We start from the raw sequence: 24,282 nt of genomic DNA, 5'->3' as shown, positions 1-24,282 counted from the left end.
AAATCATCGAGAGCACCATGATCAGCTTCGCCATAAATAATTCAATGTTCATGCAGCCACGCAACGTGCCCGAGAGTGCGTGGGTGGGGCACATTCCATTCGCTGCCTGGCTGGTGGAAGAGGTGCGTCCGGGAGTCCTGGTTGAGCTGGGCACACATCGCGGTGCCTCGTACTTGGCGTTCTGCCAAGCTATCCAGGAGTGCGCGGCGCCTACGCTCTGCTATGCGGTGGATACGTGGGAAGGTGACGAGCATGCGGGAGAGTACGGCGACGAAGTGTTCTTGCCTCTTCTTGACTATCACCAGCGCAACTACGCCGATTTCTCCCGTCTGATGCGCATGCGTTTCGAAGAGGCTGTCACATACTTCGATGACGGCGCTGTTGACGTTCTTCACATCGACGGATTGCACACCTACGAGGCCGTGCGCGGCGATTTTGAGACGTGGCAAGCGAAGCTGTCCAAGCGCGCCGTGGTGCTGTTTCATGACATCAATGTCCGGGAGCGGGGTTTTGGTGTCTGGAAGTATTGGGACGAAATTCGTAGCCAGTATCCTTCCTTTGCATTCACCCATGCGCATGGGTTGGGTGTCCTACTTGTAGGGCCGGAGCAGCCTCAAGCACTGTTGGATTTGTGCGAGCGTAACGCAGTGAATGGCGAGGCCGTGTTGGTCAATCGTCTATTCGATCAGCTTGGAAAACTGATCACGGCAAATGTGGATATTGGAACGCTTGCCCGTGAGCAGGGTCGGCTACATCAGTTGCTGCATGAAGGTGAGGCGACGCGCCAAGGAGTGGAACAAGAGGCCGTCCGGTTGCGCGACCAGGTAAACAAGGTTCATGCAGACTTGGAACGGGTCACCGCAGACTATCAGAACCTTCATGCGCACAATCAGGAGCTGCTGTCGGCTGCCGGAAACGTGGGCACTGTGCAGCAGCTCAACGAGCAGCTTAGCGAGCAACTGAGCCAACAGCTCGCGCAGAGTCAGGAGCGACTCCGTCGAGAACTTGGTGAGGAGCTGACGCATTGCCAAGATCGCCTGCGTCAGGAGCTTGGCGAGGATCTGGCACGGAGCAGGGATCGAGTGCGCGAGCAGCTCAGCGAGGAACTCGCAAGCAGTCAGGATCGCCTGCGTGAAAAAGGTGTAGAAAGCGATAAACTTAATGCCGAGCTGCGCGCAGTAGAGGGCGACCTGGCGCAAATGCGCGCATCCCTGAGCTGGCGTTTGATGGGCCCTTTCCGGCGCATGCGCCGAATGTTTGATTGACTTGGATGTCTCCCTAGATGAATCCCTGGCGCGTACTAGTAATTGATACAAAGAAGAGCAATCCGAACCACTACATTTGTCTGGGTATGGTTCGGGCGTTGTCGGAAGTGGAGGGCGTCGAATGCGTGATCCGATCCGACTACCTGACTGCTGTACAGGACGCGTCGCGTCACAACTGCAATCTGCTCATCGCCTTTGACGGGGAGGAGCTTGACCGACCGATCATCGAGCGCGTGGCGCAGGTGTGTGGTCGCAGCGTGCTGTGGGTGACCGAAGATCCGTACGAGCGCAGTGTCAACGTAGGTAACTCCGATCTCTTCGATCTGGTCTTCACCAACGATTCGGGAAGCGTTGCCGGCTACGGGGATAAGGGTGTATCGCTGCCGCTCGCCGCAGATCCCCGCTTCCATTTCCACGCCGTTCCGGAAGTGGATCAGGACCACTATCTGTACGATCTCTTCTTTGCGGGTACTGCCTGGCCAAACCGATCGGATTTTCTGGCGCGCCTACAGACCGCGATCCCGGAGATCAACCTTAAGCTCGCGCTGCCTGCCAATCCGTACATTCCTGCTCCAAAGTTGAAGATGGACCCGAGCGCGTATGACTGGCGCACTCCGAACACCGAGTTCGCGAAGTTCGCCAATCGCAGCCGTTCAGTGCTGACGCTGCACCGTGCATTTTCATCCTCGGGCAATGATCCGGTGGCTCACACCCCCGGGCCACGCTTCTTCGAAGTTGCGCTGGCGGGCGGTTTTCAGCTGGTGGACACGTCGATTCCGGAGATCCGTGTTCAGGATTTCTATCAGGAAGGTCGAGATTTTGTCGGGTTTGATGGCCCCGCTGACTGCATTGCCAAGTTGCGTCACTACCTTGGTAATCCAGAGGAGCGTCTGGCTATCGCGCGGTCTGCGCAGCAGGTCACCCTTGAGCGACACTTGTACTTGCACCGTGTGCGGGAGCTGCTGGGCCGGGTAGCTGCGTTGCCCCAGCCTGCTGTGCGGAGCCTGGCTGCGGCAAGCAGTTCGCGTCGCAAGGTGCTGGTTGTGTCCCACAACATACTGGGCGTGCCTCCGTATGGCGGCGTAGAGGTTTATCAGGACTCCGTTCGAACGGCACTTGGGGACACTTTTGAGTTCCTGTTCTACACGCCTGACCGCAGCGTAGGCAGTATGGGAAGCCGTTATGTACTGCATGACGGATCGATGGAAGTGATCGACGCCGTACAGTTCGATGACGGACTGGATGAAGCCGCATTGACCTGTCCGCGTCGGGAATCTGCATTTTCCGAGCTGCTGTACCGCCACGGGATCGAGCTTGTACATTTCCAGCATCTCATAGGTCATCCTCCCTCGTTGGGCCTTTTGCCATCGTCGCTCGGACTGCGTTCGATACTCAGTCTGCACGACTATCATGCTGTGTGTTCGCGTTTCAACCTGTTGGACTATCGCGGCGTGTATTGCGATATTCCGTCGCTGCCCATCGAGACGTGCGATGTCTGTCTGAATGCATGTGGCGGCGGGGCCGCCGGCAGCCAAGCCAGGCGCCGGGCTTTCTTCAGCCGGGTGTTGGAGAGCATTGACGTCCTTCATGCCAACACCGATGGTGTGGCCGATCTCTATCGTCGAATGTACCCTGCACTGCTGGATTCAGACCGCATCCGCGTCAATGCGGTGCCGATGCCCAAAGACGACGAGATGGCGGATGTCCCAATGCAGCGGGAGGCCACTACAAAGTTGCGTATAGCCGTTCCGGGCAACTTCACTCGGAACAAAGGCGGGAACGAGCTCATTCACGTCTTCAACCAGTTGCGCCATGACGACGTAGAAATCACCATCGTAGGTCCGGTGCCGGAGGAGTATCAGAACATCCTGCGCATCCTGGATATCCCCAACCTGAAGCAACACGGCTCTTACAAGCCGGGGACATTGAAGCAGATACTGGCTGGGCATGACATGTCCATCCATTTCTCGATCTGGCCTGAGACGTATTGCATCAGCCTTTCCGAATCTTGGGCGGCAGGGCTCGTTCCGATTGTTTCTGACATCGGTGCACTCGGCGAACGCGTGTTCGATGGCGAGAACGGCTACACCATCCCTGTGAGCGAAGCGGGGGCGATGGTGCACCTGATTCGAGAGGTCATAGCGGATCGCAGTGGGTTGGAGTCCATACGCAGTCGCGTTATCAGTGCCACCCGCCCACATCATGACGAGCACATGCTCTGGGTTTCCGATCTATACAATGAGCTCCTTCCGAAAGAGCGATTCACGCAACGGACCCACACGCCGATTCGTGGCAACACGATCCGTGATCTGGGCATTCTGCTTGTCGAACCCAATTGGGTAATCCGGCCCCAAGCGAGCAGCGTTTCCGACGATGGCCACGGGCCGACGGTTGTGCTTCCCGTGGGAGTCATGCGGAAGGCCCTTTGGTACTACAGGAAGAATGGCATCAGGAACACAATTGTGAGAATACTTCAGGAAGTCATGCGCCGTGTGGGCGGGGGGCGTCAATGAGCACGGTCGGAATGAGGGTGCTTGTCAGTGGCGCGTCGCCTGACAATCAGAATCGCAACGCTGTGCTCCGTGACTATGTAACGGAGGGCTTCTCACTGCTTGATGGCGTGACGCGGGCGATCTCGTCCCCGCTGGAATTCGCTGCGGAGCGAGCGGAGCAGTTCCAGCCGAATCTGGTCGTTTGCTTCGGGTCCTGCATGCCGGACGATGCGGAGTACGCTCGACTGCGTCGCTACTGTACGCAGCACGGCGCACCAATGGTGTTCTGGCTCCACGATGACCCCTACGAGTTCGACTACAACTACAAGATCAGTGCTGTCGCGGATATCGTGTTCAGCAATGACCGATGGTGTGCCGAGCACTATTCGCATCCGTTCGCCCGCCATCTACCGCTGGCGGCAAGTCACCGCGCCCATTGGCGTGAGATTACTGCGGCCAAGGACATCAGCATCTTCTTCTGTGGCGTCGCTTTCTCCAACCGCAAGCGGCTGCTGGGCGATCTTCGTAGAACACTGCAGTCGCATGATGCGGTGATCATGGGTGACGGCTGGCCGGCGGACCTTCCGTTCTGCAGCAATCAACGCTTGCCCAACGATCAGTTGTCCGATCACTATGCGCGCGCTCGGGTGACGCTCAACATGGGGCGGGATTTCCACTACGCCAATGATCGGTTCAAGCTGGAACCGTCAACTCCGGGTCCGCGTACGTTTGAAGCGGCCATGGCTGGCACAACCCAAGCCTTCTTCGTTGAAAGCCTGGAGATTGCGGACTACTACCGTCCAGGCAAAGAGATTCTGCTCTACAACTCCGCAGCCGAGTTTGCTCAATTGATGGATGAAGTGCTAACCGACTCGGATAGGTGCCTCGACCTTGCTGCAGCGGCCCAACGTCGGACAGTGCAGGACCATACCTATCAGGTAAGAGCGCGGCAAATTCTGGAAGTGGTCGAGGAATGGCGGAGCTTCTCGCGCTAAGCAGGCGCAATCAATTCAGGGCTCCTGCTTGGCTGGACTAAGCTCGATTCGGGGGTCGCGCATGAGCGTCCAGACGTCTTGGTCGGCACTTGGCGCCAGCTGGATCCGTACCTCCTGTCCCGCCAGGGGGGCGAGGTCCAGCTCGAGCCGGGTCCACTCCGTCTGCACGCTCACTTCGGGCACTACGTGCGCTACCAGCTCCGGTTGGCCCTTCGCCCGAGCGATTACATTGAAGGACACCGGCGTAGCTCGATCCCGTGGCCATTCCGGATGAACTCTGACTTCCGCAGTGAATCGGCTGCGCCGGGTGACCGGGACGTGGTCAAAGCGGATCCACTGGCCTGCATTGATCCAGGACTCAAAATGCGTCGGAGGATCATTGTCCGGGCGGTTGATAGCGGGGAGGGCTCCGCCATTGCGATTGGCCGAGATACGCGTCCAGCGACTTAGGTTGATCTTCTGACCGCCTTCGACAAAACCTCCGTCATGACTTGTCCGATAGACGAGTCGGGGCGCGATGAATGCACAAACCATGATCAGGCCGATAGCTGCAGCAACGCATGCGTTGGGTGTAAGTGAGCGCAGTCGGTTCATCGGCTTACCTCCTGTGCAGCGCCGGGTATGGGAAGCCATCGAGGGCGTTGCGAGACAATGCAGCTGCCCACTCCGATCATGCCCAAGACGGCCGCCGCGACGTAATAGGCGTGGAACTCGCCCACGAAACGGCCAACGGGATAGCGCCAGAAGTAGATCATCATGTACTCGCAAAGCATCACCAAGGCGAGGAGGATCAAGCTGCGAGGCTTTACGGATTCCAGTCCGATGCAGAAGGAGATGAGCACCGGGATAATCGCAAACATCATGATCGGCAAGAGGAAGTGGTCATCACGGCGATACAGGCCTAGGCCCGGGATCAGTGGCAGCAGGAAGAACGCGATAAAGGCAAGGCGGGGTACCCAGCGCGAGCTGCTGTGGCTGAACAGTCCTCGCCACGTGACCAGTCCCCCTACCAAACCAAGCGCAAACCAAGCGCGCATAAATTGATTGCGAAAGAGCGCGTCGCCCAATGCCCGCCACCCAGTAGCGTCATCGATGAGGCGGTAGTTGATGACCAGGTCAAGCACCTCGATCGGCAGCACGCCCTTGGCCACGTTGATCCACGGAAGATTGACTAGATTTGTCGCATTTGTAGAGGCATAGAACTCGCGAGCGATGGCTTCCGCGCTGTGGTGGAGGCCGTAGGCAACATGAACATTGTAGAGGTAGTAGGTGCGAAGAGGCGTTGCGCCGCCCGATAGATGCTCTGCAGTAAACCAAATTGCAGGAACGGCCACGGAGAGGATTAGCACCGAAAAAATTTGCCGCCACATCCAGCGCCGAGAGCCTAGACTTTCGACGATCAAGGTGAAGAAAATTACCCCGCAGAAGGAAATGTGGGCCCATAGGAAGGAGCCATGGGTAAAGAATGCCACGCTGCTGATAAGGCAAGCGCCAATCCAGTTGCGGCGCAATGCCGAGGTGCCGGCCAGGCACATCAGTGCCAGCGCCAGAAGCTTCGACCAGAGCCCGATGCTGTTGAACACCAGGAAGGGACAAGCCAACAGAAGCAGGCTGACTACGAAGGCCGTGCGCCCTCGGCTGAATCGGTCGACAATGTGGAGCAGCGGCAGCACGACGATCGCGTTGATTGCGATCCAAAGGTTGGTGTACGCAAAGGCGACAAGATCTGGATAGTCGTAAAATTTGCTGCTGAAAGAAATGCCGAATGCCGGCAATGTGCCGGCCGTGATGATGCCGCCCAGAAAGGGGCGGTCAAACAGCGCAAAATCTTCGCCTCCGACGAGCTTCGAGCCGAAAAGAAGATACTGCGCTTGGAACGCGCCTTGAGGTGAATCGCCGGGCGTCACGTTGGTAAGGGAGTAGATACTCCAGAAAATCGTGCTTCCACGGGCCGGACCATAGTGAAAACTGAGGAGAAGCAGGTAGCATGCGAGCCCGTACGAGGTCACCAGCAGAACCGGGGCCACCAACCCAGTCAACGTGGGGCGGTACCAGCGCCAGCGCACGATGCAGCCGGCCAACAACAGCCAGAGGGATATGCCACTCCATCTAGGTGCGACCAGTAGCAAAATGCTTGCTACCAGCGCGTGTGCCAACAGCCCTGTGACGAGCGTTGCGCCAGCGCGCTCCCAACGGCACAAAATCCCATCAGTCCAGCGATGCCCAAGGGTGGCGCCAACCACGAACAGGAATAGAAGATAGGCGGGGCCGACAAAGGCGGCGATACCGACAATTTGAAGCTGGGTCATCCGGCGGTTCCAGATCAGGGGTGACGCCCGCCACCCGGTTCAGGCGAAACGCCAATTATAAGGCGGCCTAGCGTGCAAAGTGCCGCTTGGTAGGATGCTCCCGACGCCTAATTACTCTATTCTTTCGCCAACAGGCCGAAGCACGGCACTTTTGGGGGATTTCAATGGAGCAATCGAAATGACAGCCTTGCCGGGTTCACTGGGCCTGATCGGCTTGACAGCGCTGCTGATCCTGATCTTGGGTGGAGGCGTACTTTCGCTGTCTTCCCGTGGTCGAAAGCAGACTGGTCTTGAGTTGCTTGCGTACGCCATCGGCATGGGGATCCTGGCATTGGCCCTCATCGGAGTGGCAGTCGTCTCGATCTCTTGGGACTACCAGCGCAATAGCTGGTTGGTCATCGCCGTGGCCTTGGCGGCTTCCTTGGTGCAATGGGTGCGCACCAGGGTGTTTTCGCGGCTTTTCGGTGGCCAAGCGCTAGCTCAAGCGGTACCGACGCGGTTTGTCGCATTAGGGTGGGTCGTGATGGCGGCGCTGCCGATGGCCGTGACCTTCTTGCCCATCAAGATGCCGGACACACTGCCCGATGGCGCCTACGTCATCAAAGGCGACAACTTGCATGTTCGACTGCAGCGCATGATGGGGGATTTTCCAGCGGACAACTATATCCCGTTCGTGGCGACTGAGTACTTGGTGCGGGACATCTCCTTTGCGGAGGAGCGCCCCCTGATGCCGGGGCAAGAGTTGGCGAATCGTCCCATTCTTATGTCGCTCGTTGCAGTTCCTTTCCGTGCTGCGATGGACGCTCCGCCGAAGATTGAAGGTCCGTTACCGACGTTCAAGTACGTGGGGAAGCAATGGCCAGACGTGGGTCGGTTTGGCGATGACGTCAGCTATCGCCGATTCCTGGCTGTGGCCTTAGTCCTGAATGCTTCGCTGTTCGTCGGCGCAGCCCTGTTTTTCCATTACTTCGGCCTTAGGCGCGCCTATTCGGTCGCCGGGCTGCTGTTGCTGCTCAGCAGTCCCTACTTCCTTGGCCAGACGCTGTTCGCGTGGCCCAAGTCATTGGCGGGCTTCTATCTTCTGCTAAGCGCCTACACACTTCTTGTACGGGACCGGACCTGGGTTGCCGGCCTGCTGGCGGCTTTGGCCTATTGGGCGCATCCCTATGCCGTCGTCTTCATCGGGGCGTTCGCGCTGTATCTGCTTGTGCGGGAACGTAACGACATGGATCCGCGGCGAGGGCTCCTGCCGTTCTGCATTGCCGCGGTAAGCGGTCTCCTTATCTGGTGGGGCTGGGCCCAGTGGTATCTACAGATGCCTTCCGATCTGGTAGAGCAGAATTTAGGTACGCAGGCAGCCCTGCTGAGCCAGGCTGGCATACGCCTCAGCAATACTCTGAATACCATCGCGCCGATCAGCTTCACCGCTTGGCCTTCGCTGCATGATCTGCTGCAAGCGTGCCTCTTGGGGCTTGTAGGCGGAGTTGGACTGCTGTTGCTCCCACAGGCTGTCTTGGGCGCAGTGCAGTGCATGCGGGAGCGGCGCAAGGAGATCGTGCTGCTCGTCGCGCTGCCCTCTGTGCTGCTTGTGGGCGTTTTCAGCGCCTTGGCTGTGCCCGCCGTGCATGGCTTCCAGAGCGTCGCAGTTATATTGCTCATGCTCGCTCTTCTCTGGATGCAGCGTCGCGGTCACTCCACCTTGATGATGGCGTGCGTGGCCTTACAGGTCAGTCTTAACATCGCTTTGATGGTTTACCGCGGTTTTGTACTGGTACAAGGCTGATCTGATCTTCTGGAGGAAATATGCAAAAAGCTCTTCTCGCGACCCTGCTGCCCTTGGCACTGGCTTCCTGTCACCAGTACCCGCCCCGTCTGTGTGAGGTCGGATCGCCCATCCAGATGCAGGTTCGTTCGCCTTTCGATGACTCTTCGAATCGAGGGATAGTGCTGGCGGTGGGCGAAACCGTCCAAGGCTCATTCTTGCCGGTGGGCTCGCTGCGCGTGGACGCAGTTGCCGTTCAGATCGGCAATGGCGGAGGGGGGGCAAGTGGCGAAGTCGTGTTCCGACTCTGTCAGGACGGCCGATGCGTCGAGGGCAAGGGCCAACTCAAAGGTTCTCGGGATAATGACTATCTTGAGATCCCGCTTACGCCGCCTCTTGGCGTCACCTTCGAGGCGGGAACGATCAGCTACGAACTCAAGCGGATCTCGGGCCAAGGCGAACTGACGGCTTGGGCCTACCCTGGCACCGGAAGGAACACCGCGATGCAAGTCGGAGAGGATCGAAGTGCTGAGGTTCTGAACTTGATGCTCCGTCAGCACTAAGCGTGCGAGGGATTACGCGCCCTAGTGCCTGCTAGGGCGCCGACGAAGGTGCCTGCGCGGGTGAGAAACGTGCACATTGTTGGCATCCCAGCTCATGATCGAGCAGTCCACGGAACTGGCTCAGTTCGGCGTGAAATTCTGGATCCAGCTCAGAAAGCTTGCGGTCGCGAATGTAGCCCCCGGCTTCCAACTGGATCCGGGCATCGCTCACTACTTGATGCCAGGTCATCGGAAAGGGTGCCGCGAAAATTGGCCACAGTGTTGCGATCGTCGTGAAGAACACATAGGTGGCGACAGAAGCTGCGGTGGTGAGGATAGCTACGGGCCATACCAGCCGGCGCCCAAGGGCGCGGGCTCCCGCAATCAGAATCAGCGGACTTAGAAGGAACAGGAAGAAGGCCGGGAATACTATGTAGCGCGTGCCGAACAGGAATGGATTAATGGCACTGAGTGAGGGGTCGTGTCGTAGTCGGAAGACGATCAATGCACAGTACGCTCCAAGCGCAAGGGTTGACATGCCGATCAACAGGCCGCCGGCGATCAGTGAAGGCTTGCAGTCGCGTTTTCCCCTCCACAACAGAGCTGCCGAAACGGTAAGCATTGTTACAAACACGCCAAAGCCGTAAGCGGCGTCGGTTTGGTAGCTGTCCGGGTTCGGCCATGGGAAACGACCGTTGGACCAGAGCGAACGCATACCCGCTTGGATGGAGCCCATGTACAGTGCACCAAAGCGCGTCCACTGATCGCTCCAAGTCACCGCATGCTCGGCCGCCTCCACACCAGTTCGCGCCATGATCCAGGCGTGCCCCAGCGTTAACACGGCAAAGGCTACGGGCGCGTTGTAGGTTTTTTGGGGAAGTTCGCGTGCCCAGATGAGCACTATCGCAGCGACCAGGGCCGTCAGGCTGATGGCCAATCCGACGCCGAAGAGGTGCATCGACGCATAACCCCATGCCAAAGCCCAGTAGACCGAGTTCGCGCTGGCGGTGCGTGCGGCGGTCAGCAGCATTGCCGTGGCCACGGCACCACACGCGATGCACAGAAGTGGTCCAGCCATGAATGGCCAAGTTGCCAACTCTAGGACGGTGGGCTGTACGACAAACAACAGAGCCGCCAAGAGGGCTATCGTGGCGCTGCTGAGTCTGCCGAGAGAAGTAAAGGCCAGCCCGGAGCGTCCGACCAGATACAGGGAGGTGGTCAACAGGCCCAGCACGAGCATCTGACGCGCAAACCACCAGCGAACCCCTGTGCCAAACCATCCGGACTGAAGATACTCCAAGCCAAAGAACAAGGGGGCAAAGTGGCCGTTGTACGCTCGGATAAGCATCGGCCTAATGAACGCAAAGCGGTCCTCATGACTCCATGCGGAGGCGATGAACCAGCCCGACTCGCCACGGAAGGGCATCACGTTCAGGCCGATGATCTCGCAGTAGACTGCCAGAAGCATGGCTGTGGCGAGCGCCATGCATCCTACATGCCAGATGCCGAAGGTGACGTTGGGCTCCTGCGCCGGGCGTCCGAGTGAGGTCATTGGAAGGTGCCTCCTTTGGTCGTTTAGCGCCGGCAGCTCCGGCAAAGGGCCGTTTCAGGTGCGGAAAGTCAGTCGCTTGTGTCCAATGTAGCTGGTGAGAACTGGGGTCGCCACACCGACCGCATGCGCTATGGTTTCTGCGCCGCGGGTGATTCCCATCATTGGTAATGCCCATCGTGCCAGAAGCAAACTTACGCAAAATGTCTGCAGTAACGCAAGTGCATTAACGGCAAGAAACCAGAGCACTTGATGATGCGCAGCATTGCTTGTTTGTTTGAATGCCAGTTTGCGCATCAGCACGAATGCTGTGACCAAGCCAACCATGAAGCTCAGGACGATCGACAGCGAATACGGGAGCCAAAGGCTGAACAGCATCCTCGAGAAGAAATTCGCGGCAGCCGCGAGGCCGCCGGATATGATGAACATAGCGAAACGTTTGCTGATCACGACTGTCCCATGGCGGTTCGGGCTAGGGTCGAACCCACGGCGATACTCTCGTTGATGGAGCGATCTTCCGGATAGTAATAGGCAGTGTCTGCCATGTAGAAACCGGCCAGCGGCGTCTTCATCGGCGGTAGCATCTCTTGGAATCCAGGCGGGCAGATCGTCTGAGCATACTCGTAGCGATGGCAGTGGGTGGCGCGGATCCAATCCGGCTTGAAATTGGGGTTGATCATTGGCAGGTAGCTGATCACCTCATCGATCAGTTGCTGGTTGCTCCACTGCCATTTGGGGTGGGTCTTTGGCATGTAGTAAGGTGCGTACACGATGTGTTCGCCCGGACCGTTTCCGGGATTGAGGTTGCTGTATTCGATCAGCCCGGGAATGGAGATTCGCTCATCGCTGATGTTCATCCAGAAGTTCTCACTGACCGGCTTCGAGAGTTTCAGGATCACGCAGGCCACCGGAATGTTCTCGATCGCTGCGACTTGACGGGAGAAGGCTTCCGGCAGTGCCGGCACCATGGAGGGTACGTACTGGATTGGCGCGGTGGAGATTACGCCGTCGTAGGGCTGGTCGCCGGCAGCCGTGCGCACGCCGGTGGCACGAGTGCCATCTGCGGTCACCTGGTCAATGGGCTGGCCGAGCAGGATCCTACCGCCACGCCCAAGCACCTCGGCAGCCATTTTCTCCAGCAGCACCGCCGAACCCCCTTGCAGGTAGCCCATGCTCTCGTTGAACAGATTGCGTCGCGACAATGCCACGCGCTTGATGCGCGTGCCGATCCAGGAAGCAGATAGGTCGTTCTGGAACTCGAAGAACTTCAGCGCGAACGCCTTTTCCCACATTACCTTGTAGGCCTTTGGGCCAATCCAGCGGGTGATCCAGTCGCGCGCATTCTCCTTGTCCAGCGCAGACCAATCCTTGATCCCCTTTGTGTACATCACGTGCAGCGCGTAGCGGACCTTGTCGATCAGCCCCAAGTGCGGGAAGCCCAGCAAGGCAAATGGCGTGCCCCACTTATGGAGCTTGCCTTGGTAGTAGTACCCCATCTTGGTATCCGTCCAGTGAAGGCGGTCTGAAAGCTTCAGCTCATCGAGTAGCTTGAACAAGGGGTAGTCGGTCTTGCAGATGAAGTGGTAATAGCGCTCGATCCGAAGACCATCGAAGTCGAAGTCGGCCGACATCCCGCCAATGCGGTCATCACGCTCGTACACGTCTACCTGGTGGCCCTGCTTCAGCAGTTCCAGGGCTGTCATGAGGCCCATGGGGCCGCTGCCGATAATGGCGAAGGTGCTCATACGCATTTTTCCGTCAATTCTGTGGGTCAGCGCTTCAGCACGATGTGGCTGTAGCGTGGGTCGGTATAGCTTTCTCGAATTGCATCTTCGAACGGAGTCTGCCGCACGCCGAACACGGCCTTGGTGTCCACGCCTTTGAAGTCGTCGCCGGCGCTGAGCGCCTTGAGCTGGGAGGCTGTGAATGGCGGTTTGCTGCTGAACAGTGCAAACGTACGCAGCAGAAATCCGAAGAATCCGATGGGGATGTGCACAATCAAGGTGTGCAGCTTCTTTACCCGTTTGATGGTGCGGATGATATCTACGTAGTCAACGCGGGTGTCGCCCACGATGTCGAAGACAGCGTTATCGGGTTCGGTTTCCACGCATTTGACGATGCAGCGGCAGAAGTCCCGCTCATACAATGGTTGACGCATGAACCTGCCGTCCCCAGGAATTGGGAACACCGGTGTGCGCGCCATGAAGCGTGAGAGCCAGCCCAGGTGCTTGGGGTCGAACCAGCCAAACATCAACGTCGGGCGAAGCACGCAGTGGCGCAGGCTGCTATCGACGACCAGCGCTTCCTGCGCACGCTTCGTTTCGGTGTAGTCATCCTTGGCCACAGAGTTCACTACCGAGGAGCTGATGTGAACCATGTAGGGCACACCTGAGGCCTTGCACGCGGCCAGAACATGTTCGGTCGCAGTGAGGTTGTTGCGCACGAACAGGTCCGGGGTCTTTCCCGTAATCTGGGCGTGGAGTTGCACGACCAGCTTGGCACCCTCGAAAACCTCCCTCCAGCTGCCCGGTTCAGCCAGATCAGCTAGAACAATCTTCACATCCGGGTGAAGCTTGCGAAGAATCTCAAGATTGTGCTCATGCTTGTCGATGGCTACAAGTTGCGTGTAGCCCTGTTGCTTCATTTCGACAATGAGGTTCTGACCTACCAAGCCTGCCGCGCCGGTCAGGACGATTTTTTCATTCTTCTGTGCCATGGGCGAACTCGAGTACCAAAGTGGAGTCAGCTGGGCTTGTAAGCCACGACCAGGGCCTGCTTGCCCAGGATGTGCCATGCCAGCGGTATGTGCAGGTATAGAGAAACCAACCAAGGCGCCTGCGGAAGCCTGCTCTTGGTGGTGTATGGAAGGAACTTGGGGATCACCACGCGTGGCTCCAGCCCGGCCATCAAGACTCCTTCGACCAGACTACGGTCGCTCAGTGCAGTATGGTGATCGAAATAGTCCCAGTACTCGTCATAGAGGAATCGGATGTTTGGCTGAAGGATGACGGCTCTCCCACCAGGTTTCAGCATCCGCGCGCTTTCCCTCAATGTCTGCAGAACTAGGTCTTTGGTCGGGAGATGCTCAAGGAAATTGCTCATGAACACAGCATCGACGCTGCCGCTTGGAATGGAACTCACCGACGTGCAGGATTCATTGATGATGTGGACTCCGTCGGCAGCGAACTTGCGTACGTCAGGGTTCAGGTCAACGGCTATCTTTCGACTGGCGGGAATGTTGTTGATGAATTCACAATAGCCAGCCCCAATATCCACCACAGTGTCGCCGGGGGCGACGAAGCGGTTGAAGTACTGGGTGCACAACACTTTCCAGATGCGGTTTTTATTCGCCAGCTCCTCTTTCGGGAACCGGTGCTGATACAGAACGTCCAGGTCGTGATCAATATCCGGCATCGCAAAGTGTCCTTCTTTATGAGGGATTCAAAGGGAGATACGGCGGAAAACGAACTCGGGGATATTCTTGATTACCATCATGATCGCCCACCAGAACCCTGGCAGGTAAGCAACCGCACGTCGACGGTCGGACGCACGCACGATGCCTCGTGCAACTCTATCAGGGGTCGCCCACAGGGCGCCCTTCTTGAATGCCTGAGTCATGGGCGTGTCCACGAAGCCGGGCTTTATTGTTAGTACGTTGATGCCCTGCTTGCGTAGGCGCTGACCCAGGCCGCTGAGGTAGGTGCTTACGGCCGCTTTTGCACTGCCATACAAATAGTTGCTGGCGCGGCCCCGGTCGCCGGCTACGGAGGAAATCACCGCCAAGGTGGATCCGGCCTCCAGTCGCTGCGCAAGTGCGGCGGCCAGCGCGATGGTCGACGTACCGTTGGTGCTGAACTCTCGCAGCGAAACGTCTACGGAAGCATCGCAGGCAGCCTGATCGGGAAGGGTGCCGTGGGCGATCAGCACTGTGTCGATGCCACCCATGGTGGCCCAGGCGGTGTCCAAGACTGCGGCGTGCGCGTCGATGTCGTTGACATCGAGTGCCGCAGCGTCGACCTGCCTCGCACCGCGTACGCGAAGGTCTGCCGCGATGGTGTCGAGCCTGGTTGCGTTGCGGGCAACAAGGAATACTGCTGCGGCACGCGTGGCGTACACGCGCGCCACAGCTTCGGCGATGGCCGATGTCGCACCAATGATCAGGATCTTCTGCATGCTCACTCCATGACCCGGCGCCAGAAGCCGGATGAGAATCGGGGGTCGATGAATCGGGAAAAATGCTGCCACTTCGGATTGGACTGGCGGAACAATGCGCCGCTCATGCGCGCGTCCTTGGCCGCGTATACCGCGCCACCGGCCTCGGCAACGATGGCATCAAGACGCTCCAGCATCCGGAACACATCCGGCCCATCGTTCGGGAAATCCAGTGCGAGCGTGCTTCCGGGGCGCGGGAAAGACAGCAGTCCCGGCGAAGGTCGATTGCCGAACTCCTTGAGGACCGCAAGGAAGGAACCCCGCCCGCTGCGCGAGATCTCCGAAAGCAGTGCGGCGGTTGCATCGCGTGCATTATCCGGTGGCAGGACGCACTGGTGCTGCAGGAAGCCCTGTGGGCCGTACATGCGGTTCCAGTGGTTGATGCCGTCCAGCGGATAGAAATAACTCTGGTAATGGCTGACATGACGGTGCCGCCTTGCCGGCTGGCGCCAGTAATACAGCGTGTTGAACGGACGCAGGGTGAGTCGGTTGACCAACGACACTGGCGGCACCAGCGGCATGCTGCGCCTGGGAGAGGCAGACGGTGTAGCGGCTTGGGCGTTGCCGGGCGCGTGGTCGCCACGCAGGAAATGCCCACGCCCCAATTGCTTGCCTTTTGCCAGGCAGTCGATCCAAGCCACGGTGTACTCGAAGCCATCGGCCGAGTCGCGCGACAGCGCGAAGAAGTCGTCAAGGCTGTCGAAACGGATCGATTCCGTTTCGATCCATGGACCGGGCACGCGGCGCAGCTGCAGTTCGGCCCAAGTGATCAATCCGGTAAGGCCCAGTCCACCGATGGTGGCGGCGAATAGGCCGCTGTCGTCCTGCGGATCCAGCAGCTGGCGGGACCCATCGCTGCGTAGGAGTTCCAGGCACCGCACGTGGTGGCCGAAGCTGCCAGCGCGGTGGTGGTTCTTGCCATGCACGTCGTTGCCGATCGCACCCCCTACGGTCGCGTAGCGGGTTCCAGGCGTCACCGGAAGGAACCAGCCAGTGGGTAGCGCCAGTCCGATAACTTCGGCCAGTGTCACCCCGGCTTCACAGCGCAGGACGCCGTTTGCCGGGTCGAACGCGATGAAGCGGTCCAGCGCCCGTGTCATCAGCAGCGTGCCGCCCGGGTTCAGGCAGCTGTCGCCATAACTGCGACCATTGCCGTGGGGCAGCAGCGTTCCCGTGCAGGCCGGAAGGTCGGCCCCACGGTCGCCCAGCGCAAGCAGCGTCTGCTGCGCGCGCGGGTAGCGTCCCCACGACTGGCCGCGCGTTGAACTCATATGGCGGCGAGCACGATGACCACGCACAGGGCAATCACCACTTGGCTGACCCGGTCCATGGCGGCAAAGACGATGGGGTCATCTTCCATGTCGCCACGGTGCGAGACGATCCACATGCGGCTGATCCAGTACAGAAGCATCGGGCACAGCAGCCAAAGCACCTTCGGCTTGCTGTACAGCTCAAGGCTTTCCGGACTGTTGATGTACAACGCAAACACCAGCACGCCGATGTAGCCGGCCGCAGCACCCAGCGACTGCACGAGCGGCAGGTCTGCGACGGCGTAACCGCGGCCGATCGCCATTTCCTTACCGCTGGCCAGTGCGGCAGCCAGTTCGGTGTAGCGTTTGAGCATGGCCAGGCTGAGGAACACAAACATCGAGAACGCCAGCAGCCAGAACGACAGCTCCGAACCGATCGCCACGGTGCCGCCAATGATGCGTACCGTGTACAGCGCGGCCAGCAGTACTACGTCGATCATGACGATGCGCTTGAGCTTGAGCGAGTAACCGAGGGTCATCACGTAGTAGCACAGCAGCACGCCGGCAAAGGCAGGGCTGCAGAGCAGGGCCAGCGCGAAGCCGAGCACGGTCAGCAGCGGCGCCATCAGCAGTCCATGCAGCAGCGGCAGCGTACCGGCGGCGAACGGCCGTTTGCGCTTGCGCGGATGCATGCGGTCGGGCGTCAGGTCGAGCAGGTCGTTGAGCAGGTACACACCTGATGCGCACAGGCCGAATGCCAGGAACGCGATGCCGGAGTCGACGACGGCGTCCGGCTCCAGGAACCGATGGGCGGTAAGCAGCGGCACCAGCACCAGCAGGTTCTTCAGCCACTGGTAGATGCGCAGGGCCTTGATCCAGGTGAGCAGGCCGCCGTTCTGGGCGGGCAGGTGGCCCAGTACCTCGGTCTGAAGGGCGGCGTCGCGGGCCAGACGCTCACCGTTGTTGACGACGATGGCGCCGCCGGCATGCGCCCAGACCTGCAGGTCGACCCGCCCGTTGCCCATGTAGTCGAAGCCACGCTCGCCGAAACGCTCGGCCAGCGCCTTGCCCTTGTTGTGGCCGGACAAGTTGGTGTGGCCATCGCTGGCAATCACTTCCTCGAACAGGCCGAGGTGGTCGGCGATCGGCTGCACCAGCAGCAGGTCCGAGGCGGTGCACAGCACGCGGGGCCGCTGCGTGGTGGTACGCAGCATCTCCAACACCCGCTCGTCGTACGGCAGCGTCTCGGCCGGCAGCTGGACGCGCGAGGCAAGCTGGCGCTTTACGGCAGCCTTGCCGCCAAGCAGCCAGAACGGCAGCAGGAACAGGTAGAAGGGGTTGCGCGCCAGCAGGGCCAAAAGCGATTCATATAGAATGTCGGAACGCAGCAGGGTGCCGTCCAGATCGACACAGAGCGGGCGGTTCTGGGAATTCAAAACGGGGTTACTCCTGCGTCAAGCGAGCCAGGACAGCACATACGGGTGCCTCATCCATGAAATTTGACCGGGAAGTATAGCGCTGCACGCTTCAGGAATTGGTCCGAAAACGCGCGTTTAATCCGACTTGGCGCGAACTTCCAGCCGAGTCAGCGCCAACATTCCGACGATGACCGCCAGCCACAGACTGGCCAGTCGAATGCCAATTGCGGCGGTCAGGGCCACGTCCATGCCGGCGCCCACGCTGGCCAGCATCACTACGATGGCGGCTTCGGTGGTGCCCACACCCCCCGGGACGAAGGACAGCGCCCCCACCAGCATCGCCAGCGGGTAGATGGCCACTGCATGCTGCCAGGCCAGATCGACTCCCAGCGAGTGGCAGAGCCACGCGAATGCGGCGGAGGTCAGCAGCCAGGCAGCGGCGCCATAGCCAGCGCTGGCCACGGCCAGGCGTGCGTGCAGCAGGGGGCGCAGGGCACACACCCCGTCAAGCAGGAAACCGCATAGCTGGCGCAGTCGTTGGCCAGGAAGTCGAGTTATGACGACCCGCGCAAGTTGCTGCAAGGCTGGCCAGCATGCCAGCAGGCAGATTCCGGCGACCACGGCGAGTACCAGGCCGGTCAACACACCAAACAGGGGAACGAGGCGTGCGGCGCCGGTCGCCATCAGGGTGATGACCAGCAGATCCAGTGCGCGTTCGTAGACAAATGTTGTCAGCGTGGTCCTGGGAGGTACGCCCAAGCGCGAAAAGTAGCGTATGCGCAGCAGCTCGCCGGCCTTGCCCGGCGATGCGGTAAAAGCGAAGCCGGCCAGATACGCCCCCAGCCCCGACCACCAAGAAGCCAGCGGATGGCGCTGTGCGCGCAGCAGCATGTGCCAGCGCTGGTAGCGGAAACCATAGCTGGCCAGTACCGCACCTGCACACAGCAGCAGCGGGCCGCCCAGCTCGCCCAGTCGCGACAGCACGTTCTTGTCGCGATCCAGATACCACAGCGCCACCAGATACACGGCGGCGACGCCTGCCAACCATCCCAGTGCCCGGCCCCGGCGCTGCGGGGCGGGCGGAGTGAAAGAGGCGTCTTCGGCCACGCTTACAGGGCCGCTTCCAGCTCCGGCAGCAGGGTAAACAGATCCCCCACCAGCCCGATATCGGCAATCTCGAAGATCGGCGAGTCCGGATCCTTGTTGATCGCCACGATGGTGCCGGCGTCCTTGATCCCGGTCAGGTGCTGGATGGCACCGCTGATGCCCACGGCCACATACAGCTCCGGGGCAATGATCTTGCCGGTCTGGCCGACCTGCAGGTCGCTGGGCACGTAACCGGCGTCCACCGCCGCGCGCGAGGCGCCCACGGCCGCACCGAGCTTGTCGGCCAGCTGGAAGATCACCTTGAAGTTCTCTTCCGAGCCGACGCCACGGCCACCGGAAACCACGCGCTTGGCGCTCTGCAGGTCCGGGCGGTCGGTGGCACCGGCGGCCAGGCCGATGAAGCGGGTGTGGGTCGGCAGGGCCGCGTCCACGCTGGCCGCTTCAACCGGGGCGCTGCCGCCCTGGGCCGCTTCCGGCCAGGAGGCGGCGCGCACGGTGGCAACCACGATCTGGTCGGCCGGCACGTCCACGGTGATGATGGCGTTGCCCGCGTAAATCGGGCGCTTGAAGCTGTGGCTGCCTTCCACGCTCATCAGGTCGGACACCTGGTTCACGCCCAGCAGGGCGGCCACGCACGGCATCAGGTCCTTGCCGAAGGTGGTCGACGGGCCGAACACGTGGGTGTAGCCCTTGGCCAGCTGTGCGATCTGCGGGGCCAGCACCTGGGCCTGGGCTTGGGCGTTGGCAGCATTGGCAACGGTCAGCACCTTGGCCACGCCCGCCAGCTGGGCGGCCTGGGCGGCCACGGAGGCCGGGTCGGCAGCCAGCACCAGCACGTCGATGCTGGCGCCGCTGATGGCGGCAGCCGCGCTCACGGTCTTGGCGGTGGCGGCGTTGAGCTTGCCGTCATGGTGCTCGGCAACTACGAGGATCTTGGTCATTACAGCAACCCCTTCTGCTTGAGTGCGGCAACCAGTTCGGCTGCGTCCTTGACCATCACACCCTTGCTGCGCTTGGACGGCGCGGCGTAGTGGGTGGTTTTGAAGGTGTCGGCGGCTTCAACGCCCAGGTCGGCCAGTTGCAGGCTTTCCAGCGGCTTGGCCTTGGCCTTCATGATGTCCGGCAGCTTGATGAAGCGCGGCTCGTTCAAACGCAGGTCGGTGGTGACCACGGCCGGCAGGTCCACTTCCAGCGTTTCCAGGCCGGCGTCGACCTCGCGGGTCACGGTGGCCTTGCCGTCGGCAATCTCCAGCTTGCTGGCGAAGGTCGCCTGCGGGCGGCCCCACAGCGTGGCCAGCATCTGGCCGGTCTGGTTGGCGTCGTCGTCGATCGCCTGCTTGCCCAGGATCACCAGGTCCGGCTGTTCTTTCTCGACCAGCTTGAGCAGGGTGCGCGCGGCGGTCAGCGGCTGGATGGCCTGGTCGGTGACCACGTGGATGGCGCGGTTGGCACCCATGGCCAGGCCGTTGCGCAGGTGGGCCTGGGCGTCGGCGGGGGCGATGGTGGCGACCACGACCTCGGTGGCGATGCCCTTGTCGCGCAGGCGCAGGGCTTCTTCCAGGGCGATTTCGTCAAAGGGGTTGGGGGACAGCTTGACGCCGTCGGTGACCACGCCGGAACCGTCCGGCTTGACCTGAATGCGGACGTTGTAGTCCACCACGCGCTTGTACGCGACGAGGATTTTCATCTGGTGCGGGATCCTTCAATAACGGGGAACGTCCGGCTGCAGGACGCGGCAACCGGTTCGGGGGTGGGATCCCGATTCTAACTGGCTTACGCCAACCATGCGAATGCGTATGGTTGTGCTGCACTGCGACATGAAAGTGCTGCCCATTTGCCTTCTTCACATGACGTGAGAGGCCGCGAACGGCACTGCGATGTATGCTGTGTGGCTGTACGAGCGCCCCTGGAGGGCGGCTCATGATCGATACCGAACAGGAGAACGGGTAGTGCCCACATGGCTTGTCACCGGCGGAGCCGGATTCATTGGCGGAAACTTTGTGTTGGAAGCCGTCGCCAGAGGCGTGCGGGTAATCAATCTGGATGCCCTGACCTATGCGGGTAACCTGAAGACCCTGACTTCCCTGGAAGGCAACCCGGACCACGTCTTCGTCCAAGGCGACATCGGCGACCAGTCCCTGGTGACCCGACTGCTGAATGAGCACCAGCCGGATGCGGTCCTGAACTTCGCCGCTGAAAGCCATGTTGACCGGTCTATCGACGGTCCGGGCGCCTTCATCCAGACCAACGTGGTTGGCACCCTGGGTCTGCTCGAATCGGTGCGCGACTACTGGAAAGCGCTGCCGGCCGACAAGGGCAAGGCGTTCCGCTTCCTGCACGTGTCCACCGACGAGGTGTACGGCACCCTCGGTGAAACCGGTAAGTTCAGCGAAACCACCCCGTATGCGCCCAACTCGCCGTATTCGGCATCCAAGGCGGCTTCGGACCACCTGGTGCGTGCGTTCCACCACACCTACGGGCTGCCGGTGCTGACCACCAACTGCTCGAACAACTATGGCCCGTACCATTTCCCGGAAAAGCTCATTCCGCTGGTGATCGCCAAGGCGCTGGCCGGCGAACCGCTGCCGGTCTATGGCGACGGCAAGCAGGTGCGCGACTGGCTGTTCGTGTCCGACCATTGCGAAGCGATCCGCACCGTGCTGGCCAAGGGCCAAGTGGGCGAGACGTACAACGTGGGCGGCAACTCCGAGAAGGAGAACATTGAGGTGGTGCACGCCATCTGCGCGCTGCTCGATGCACGCCGGCCGCGCGAAGACGGCCAGCCGCGCAGCAGTCAGATCACCTACGTGGCGGACCGCCCGGGCCATGACCGTCGTTATGCCATTGACGCATCGAAGTTGAAGGACCAGCTGGGCTGGGAGCCCAAGTACACCTTCGAGCAGGGCATCGGCTTCACGGTTGATTGGTACCTGGACAACCAGGAATGGGTCAACGGCGTGCTCGACGGCAGCTATCGACTGCAGCGCATTGGCACCAGCGCCTAAAAGGATTTCCTACCATGACGCAACGTAAAGGCATCATCCTGGCGGGCGGCTCCGGCACTCGCCTGTATCCGATCACCAAGGGCGTCAGCAAGCAGCTGCTGCCGGTATACGACAAACCGATGATCTACTACCCGCTCAGCGTGCTGATGCTGGCCGGGATCCGCGACGTGCTGATCATCAATACACCGCACGAGCAGGCGCTCTTCCAGACGCTGCTGGGAGACGGTTCGCAGTGGGGCATGAACATCGAGTACGCCGTGCAGCCGAGCCCGGACGGGCTGGCGCAGGCTTACCTGATTGGCAAGGACTTTGTGGGCGGCAAGCCGAGCTGCCTGGTGCTGGGGGACAACATCTTCCACGGCCACGGCTTGAGCGAAATGCTGCGCAACGCCGATCAGCGCGAAACCGGCGCGACCGTTTTCGGGTACTGGGTGAATGACCCGGAACGTTACGGCGTGGCTGAGTTCGACAAGGCCGGCAAGGTCATTGATCTTGTTGAGAAGCCGGCCAACCCGCGTTCGAACTATGCGGTTACCGGCCTGTACTTCTACGACGGCAATGCCAGCCATCACGCAGCCGAACTGAAGCCGTCGCCGCGCGGCGAGCTGGAGATTACCGATCTCAATCAGCGGTACCTGCGCGAAGGCAATCTCCATCTGGAAGCGCTGGGTCGCGGCTACGCGTGGCTCGACACCGGCACGCACCAGTCGCTGCTGGAGGCTTCCAACTTCATCGAGACCATCCAGACCCGCCAGGGCCTGCAGGTCTGCTGCCCGGAAGAAATCGCCTTCGGCCAGGGTTGGATCAACGCCGAACAGCTGGAAGCGCTTGCCGCACCGCTGATCAAGAATGGTTATGGCCAGTATCTGCATGCGCTGGCCGTGCGTGGAGTCGTACCGTGAAAGTAATTGAAACCAAGCTGCCGGGCTGCGTGGTAATCGAGCCGGCTGTGTTCGGCGATGAACGTGGCTTCTTCTTCGAGACCTGGAACGCCGAGCGTTTTGGCCAGCACGGCCTGCCCACGAAGTTCGTCCAGAGCAACGTCTCCACCTCGGCCAAAGGCGTACTGCGTGGCCTGCACTATCAGTGGCCGCGTCCGCAGGGCAAGCTGGTCAGCGTTCTCGAAGGCGAGGTGTACGACGTAGCCGTGGATATCCGCCGCGGCTCGCCGACTTTCGGCCAGTGGGAAGCGGTGGTGCTGAGCGCGGAGAACAAGAAGCAGTTCTGGATTCCGGAAGGCTTCGCGCACGGGTTCGCCGTGCTGTCCGAGCGTGCCGTTTTCAGCTATCTGTGCACCGAGGTGTACCTGAAGGACTTCGACGCAGGCGTCCGCTGGAATGATGCCGATATCGGCGTGGATTGGCCGATCAGCGGCCCGACCCTGTCGGCCAAGGATGAAGCCGCGCCGTTCCTGAAGGACATTGCCGAAGACCGTCTCCCGGACTTCGCTGCGCTGCAGGGCGCACTGTGACTGTGCTGCTGTTTGCCGGCAACGGACAGTTGGGCCAGGAACTGTTGCGCGCCCTGGCCCCGCTCGGCACGCTCATGGCAACTACCCGCAGCGGCACTCTGGCCGACGGTACGCCTTGCGAGACGGCTGATTTCAATCAGCCTGAATCCCTGGTCGCGCTGCTGGACCGGGTGCAGCCCAGCATCGTGGTGAACGCCGCGGCCTACACGGCCGTGGATCGCGCCGAGGAAGAGCGCGACGCCGCTTTCCGCGCAAATGCTGAAGCGCCGGGCGTCATCGCCCGCTGGTGCGCTGCAGCTGGCGTGCCGCTGGTGCATTACTCCACCGACTATGTGTTCGACGGGCAGGGCACGCGCCCGTACCGCGAAGGCGATGCCACCGCGCCCTTGGGCGTGTACGGCGCCAGCAAGCTGGCCGGTGAAGAAGCCATCCGGGAAGCAGGTGGACGCCACCTGATCTTCCGTACCGCGTGGGTGTACGCCTCCCACAGCGCCAATTTCCTCCGCACCATGCTGCGGGTGGGCGCTGATCGCGATGTGCTGCGCGTGGTCGCCGACCAGGTAGGGACGCCGACCCCGGCGGCATTGATTGCCGACGTCACCGCACAGGCGCTGCAGCATCCGGGGCAGCTGTCCGGAACGTGGCACCTTACTGCCAATGGCGAAACCAGCTGGCACGGCTTCGCCGAGGCGATCTTCGCCGAGGCCGTAGCAGCGGGCAAGCTCGCACGCGCGCCAAAGGTTGAAGCAATCTCCACGGCCGAGTACCCGACGCCGGCAAAGCGTCCGGCGTACTCGCACTTGGACGTTTCGAAGCTTGAGTCTGATTTCGGCGTCAAAGTGCCGGACTGGCAGCAGGGTTTGAAGCGTGTGATTGCAGATATCTAGTAAAAGAAAAAACCCGGC

22 protein-coding genes are annotated in these 24,282 nt (G+C 60.7%); 9 read left to right on the top strand and 13 right to left on the bottom strand.

Annotated features, from left to right (window positions below):
* Nucleotides 1-17: 17 nt before the first annotated feature.
* From HGB51_RS16985 to HGB51_RS16975, 3 genes are read left to right on the top strand one after another with little or no spacing between them, the layout of a single operon-like run.
* Nucleotides 18-1,265, top strand: coding sequence for a class I SAM-dependent methyltransferase (locus tag HGB51_RS16985; protein ID WP_084738868.1), 1,248 nt, complete (start codon nucleotides 18-20; stop codon nucleotides 1,263-1,265).
* A 17-nt stretch (nucleotides 1,266-1,282) separates the two neighbouring features.
* On the top strand, nucleotides 1,283-3,778 hold the full coding sequence (locus HGB51_RS16980) for a glycosyltransferase family protein (RefSeq protein ID WP_084738867.1): 2,496 nt from the start codon (nucleotides 1,283-1,285) through the stop codon (nucleotides 3,776-3,778).
* Between the two features lie 11 nt (nucleotides 3,779-3,789).
* Nucleotides 3,790-4,752, top strand: coding sequence for a CgeB family protein (locus HGB51_RS16975; RefSeq protein WP_246233671.1), 963 nt, complete (start codon nucleotides 3,790-3,792; stop codon nucleotides 4,750-4,752).
* 15 nt (nucleotides 4,753-4,767) lie between these two features.
* Here the strand turns inward: HGB51_RS16975 and HGB51_RS16970 are convergent, their stop codons facing one another.
* Nucleotides 4,768-5,346: a hypothetical protein gene (locus HGB51_RS16970; protein WP_141739063.1), complete on the bottom strand. Its 579-nt coding sequence runs from the start codon at nucleotides 5,344-5,346 to the stop codon at nucleotides 4,768-4,770.
* Nucleotides 5,343-7,061: a hypothetical protein gene (locus HGB51_RS16965; RefSeq protein ID WP_070207038.1), complete on the bottom strand. Its 1,719-nt coding sequence runs from the start codon at nucleotides 7,059-7,061 to the stop codon at nucleotides 5,343-5,345. The genes HGB51_RS16970 and HGB51_RS16965 overlap by 4 nt, the downstream gene beginning before the upstream one ends.
* Nucleotides 7,062-7,239: 178 nt before the next feature.
* Here HGB51_RS16965 and HGB51_RS16960 point away from each other — a divergent pair, with 178 nt between their 5' ends.
* Together HGB51_RS16960 and HGB51_RS16955 are read left to right on the top strand one after the other, a co-directional pair.
* The gene (locus HGB51_RS16960; RefSeq protein ID WP_070207037.1) at nucleotides 7,240-8,844 is read left to right on the top strand and encodes a hypothetical protein; all 1,605 of its coding nucleotides are present in this window, start codon (nucleotides 7,240-7,242) and stop codon (nucleotides 8,842-8,844) included.
* Between the two features lie 20 nt (nucleotides 8,845-8,864).
* The gene (locus tag HGB51_RS16955) at nucleotides 8,865-9,386 is read left to right on the top strand and encodes a hypothetical protein (RefSeq protein ID WP_070207036.1); all 522 of its coding nucleotides are present in this window, start codon (nucleotides 8,865-8,867) and stop codon (nucleotides 9,384-9,386) included.
* A 31-nt stretch (nucleotides 9,387-9,417) separates the two neighbouring features.
* Here the strand turns inward: HGB51_RS16955 and HGB51_RS16950 are convergent, their stop codons facing one another.
* From HGB51_RS16950 to HGB51_RS16900, 11 genes are all read right to left on the bottom strand, one after another.
* Nucleotides 9,418-10,917 carry a hypothetical protein gene (locus tag HGB51_RS16950; protein WP_070207035.1) on the bottom strand — a complete coding sequence of 500 codons (1,500 nt, stop codon included), beginning with the start codon at nucleotides 10,915-10,917 and terminating at the stop codon, nucleotides 9,418-9,420.
* 54 nt (nucleotides 10,918-10,971) lie between these two features.
* Nucleotides 10,972-11,364, bottom strand: coding sequence for a GtrA family protein (locus HGB51_RS16945; RefSeq protein ID WP_070207034.1), 393 nt, complete (start codon nucleotides 11,362-11,364; stop codon nucleotides 10,972-10,974).
* Nucleotides 11,361-12,659, bottom strand: a complete 1,299-nt coding sequence (locus HGB51_RS16940; protein ID WP_070207033.1) for an NAD(P)/FAD-dependent oxidoreductase — start codon at nucleotides 12,657-12,659, stop codon at nucleotides 11,361-11,363. The genes HGB51_RS16945 and HGB51_RS16940 overlap by 4 nt, the downstream gene beginning before the upstream one ends.
* A gap of 26 nt (nucleotides 12,660-12,685) precedes the next feature.
* Nucleotides 12,686-13,630, bottom strand: a complete 945-nt coding sequence (locus HGB51_RS16935; protein WP_070207032.1) for an NAD-dependent epimerase/dehydratase family protein — start codon at nucleotides 13,628-13,630, stop codon at nucleotides 12,686-12,688.
* Nucleotides 13,631-13,656: 26 nt separating this feature from the next.
* A complete protein-coding gene (locus tag HGB51_RS16930; RefSeq protein WP_070207031.1) occupies nucleotides 13,657-14,328 on the bottom strand; it encodes a class I SAM-dependent methyltransferase in 672 nt (223 codons plus the stop codon).
* A gap of 27 nt (nucleotides 14,329-14,355) precedes the next feature.
* Complete coding sequence (locus HGB51_RS16925; RefSeq protein WP_070207030.1) at nucleotides 14,356-15,087, bottom strand: SDR family oxidoreductase; 732 nt, start codon at nucleotides 15,085-15,087, stop codon at nucleotides 14,356-14,358.
* Between the two features lie 2 nt (nucleotides 15,088-15,089).
* Complete coding sequence (locus tag HGB51_RS16920) at nucleotides 15,090-16,397, bottom strand: FAD-binding oxidoreductase (RefSeq protein ID WP_070207029.1); 1,308 nt, start codon at nucleotides 16,395-16,397, stop codon at nucleotides 15,090-15,092.
* Nucleotides 16,394-17,812: a UbiA family prenyltransferase gene (locus HGB51_RS16915; RefSeq protein ID WP_070207028.1), complete on the bottom strand. Its 1,419-nt coding sequence runs from the start codon at nucleotides 17,810-17,812 to the stop codon at nucleotides 16,394-16,396. The genes HGB51_RS16920 and HGB51_RS16915 overlap by 4 nt, the downstream gene beginning before the upstream one ends.
* Nucleotides 17,813-17,929: 117 nt before the next feature.
* Nucleotides 17,930-18,901, bottom strand: a complete 972-nt coding sequence (locus tag HGB51_RS16910) for a lysylphosphatidylglycerol synthase transmembrane domain-containing protein (RefSeq protein WP_070207027.1) — start codon at nucleotides 18,899-18,901, stop codon at nucleotides 17,930-17,932.
* A 2-nt stretch (nucleotides 18,902-18,903) separates the two neighbouring features.
* A complete protein-coding gene (locus tag HGB51_RS16905) occupies nucleotides 18,904-19,842 on the bottom strand; it encodes an electron transfer flavoprotein subunit alpha/FixB family protein (RefSeq protein ID WP_070207026.1) in 939 nt (312 codons plus the stop codon).
* On the bottom strand, nucleotides 19,842-20,588 hold the full coding sequence (locus HGB51_RS16900; RefSeq protein WP_070207025.1) for an electron transfer flavoprotein subunit beta/FixA family protein: 747 nt from the start codon (nucleotides 20,586-20,588) through the stop codon (nucleotides 19,842-19,844). The genes HGB51_RS16905 and HGB51_RS16900 overlap by 1 nt, the downstream gene beginning before the upstream one ends.
* Nucleotides 20,589-20,850: 262 nt before the next feature.
* Here HGB51_RS16900 and rfbB point away from each other — a divergent pair, with 262 nt between their 5' ends.
* From rfbB to rfbD, 4 genes are read left to right on the top strand one after another with little or no spacing between them, the layout of a single operon-like run.
* Complete coding sequence (gene rfbB / locus HGB51_RS16895) at nucleotides 20,851-21,906, top strand: dTDP-glucose 4,6-dehydratase (protein WP_070207024.1); 1,056 nt, start codon at nucleotides 20,851-20,853, stop codon at nucleotides 21,904-21,906.
* A 14-nt stretch (nucleotides 21,907-21,920) separates the two neighbouring features.
* Nucleotides 21,921-22,808, top strand: a complete 888-nt coding sequence (gene rfbA, locus HGB51_RS16890; RefSeq protein WP_070207023.1) for a glucose-1-phosphate thymidylyltransferase RfbA — start codon at nucleotides 21,921-21,923, stop codon at nucleotides 22,806-22,808.
* Complete coding sequence (gene rfbC / locus HGB51_RS16885; RefSeq protein WP_070207022.1) at nucleotides 22,805-23,377, top strand: dTDP-4-dehydrorhamnose 3,5-epimerase; 573 nt, start codon at nucleotides 22,805-22,807, stop codon at nucleotides 23,375-23,377. The genes rfbA and rfbC overlap by 4 nt, the downstream gene beginning before the upstream one ends.
* On the top strand, nucleotides 23,374-24,264 hold the full coding sequence (rfbD, locus tag HGB51_RS16880) for a dTDP-4-dehydrorhamnose reductase (protein WP_070207021.1): 891 nt from the start codon (nucleotides 23,374-23,376) through the stop codon (nucleotides 24,262-24,264). The genes rfbC and rfbD overlap by 4 nt, the downstream gene beginning before the upstream one ends.
* Nucleotides 24,265-24,282: the final 18 nt, after the last annotated feature.

This window comes from Stenotrophomonas bentonitica (assembly GCF_013185915.1).
Classification (GTDB): Bacteria; Pseudomonadota; Gammaproteobacteria; order Xanthomonadales; family Xanthomonadaceae; genus Stenotrophomonas; species Stenotrophomonas bentonitica.
The sequence above is the reverse complement of the archived record's forward strand: the minus strand, read 5'-3'. Positions and strand labels throughout refer to the sequence as shown.

Excerpts from the sequence above, each read along its gene's own strand:
- HGB51_RS16985 (WP_084738868.1), top strand. The coding sequence starts at position 18 with ATGATCAGCTTCGCCATAAATAATTCAATGTTCATGCAGCCACGCAAC.
- HGB51_RS16980 (WP_084738867.1), top strand. The coding sequence starts at position 1,283 with ATGAATCCCTGGCGCGTACTAGTAATTGATACAAAGAAGAGCAATCCG.
- HGB51_RS16975 (WP_246233671.1), top strand. The coding sequence starts at position 3,790 with ATGAGGGTGCTTGTCAGTGGCGCGTCGCCTGACAATCAGAATCGCAAC.
- HGB51_RS16970 (WP_141739063.1), bottom strand. The coding sequence starts at position 5,346 with ATGAACCGACTGCGCTCACTTACACCCAACGCATGCGTTGCTGCAGCT.
- HGB51_RS16965 (WP_070207038.1), bottom strand. The coding sequence starts at position 7,061 with ATGACCCAGCTTCAAATTGTCGGTATCGCCGCCTTTGTCGGCCCCGCC.
- HGB51_RS16960 (WP_070207037.1), top strand. The coding sequence starts at position 7,240 with ATGACAGCCTTGCCGGGTTCACTGGGCCTGATCGGCTTGACAGCGCTG.
- HGB51_RS16955 (WP_070207036.1), top strand. The coding sequence starts at position 8,865 with ATGCAAAAAGCTCTTCTCGCGACCCTGCTGCCCTTGGCACTGGCTTCC.
- HGB51_RS16950 (WP_070207035.1), bottom strand. The coding sequence starts at position 10,917 with ATGACCTCACTCGGACGCCCGGCGCAGGAGCCCAACGTCACCTTCGGC.
- HGB51_RS16940 (WP_070207033.1), bottom strand. The coding sequence starts at position 12,659 with ATGAGCACCTTCGCCATTATCGGCAGCGGCCCCATGGGCCTCATGACA.
- HGB51_RS16935 (WP_070207032.1), bottom strand. The coding sequence starts at position 13,630 with ATGGCACAGAAGAATGAAAAAATCGTCCTGACCGGCGCGGCAGGCTTG.
- HGB51_RS16930 (WP_070207031.1), bottom strand. The coding sequence starts at position 14,328 with ATGCCGGATATTGATCACGACCTGGACGTTCTGTATCAGCACCGGTTC.
- HGB51_RS16925 (WP_070207030.1), bottom strand. The coding sequence starts at position 15,087 with ATGCAGAAGATCCTGATCATTGGTGCGACATCGGCCATCGCCGAAGCT.
- HGB51_RS16920 (WP_070207029.1), bottom strand. The coding sequence starts at position 16,397 with ATGAGTTCAACGCGCGGCCAGTCGTGGGGACGCTACCCGCGCGCGCAG.
- HGB51_RS16905 (WP_070207026.1), bottom strand. The coding sequence starts at position 19,842 with ATGACCAAGATCCTCGTAGTTGCCGAGCACCATGACGGCAAGCTCAAC.
- HGB51_RS16900 (WP_070207025.1), bottom strand. The coding sequence starts at position 20,588 with ATGAAAATCCTCGTCGCGTACAAGCGCGTGGTGGACTACAACGTCCGC.
- rfbA (WP_070207023.1), top strand. The coding sequence starts at position 21,921 with ATGACGCAACGTAAAGGCATCATCCTGGCGGGCGGCTCCGGCACTCGC.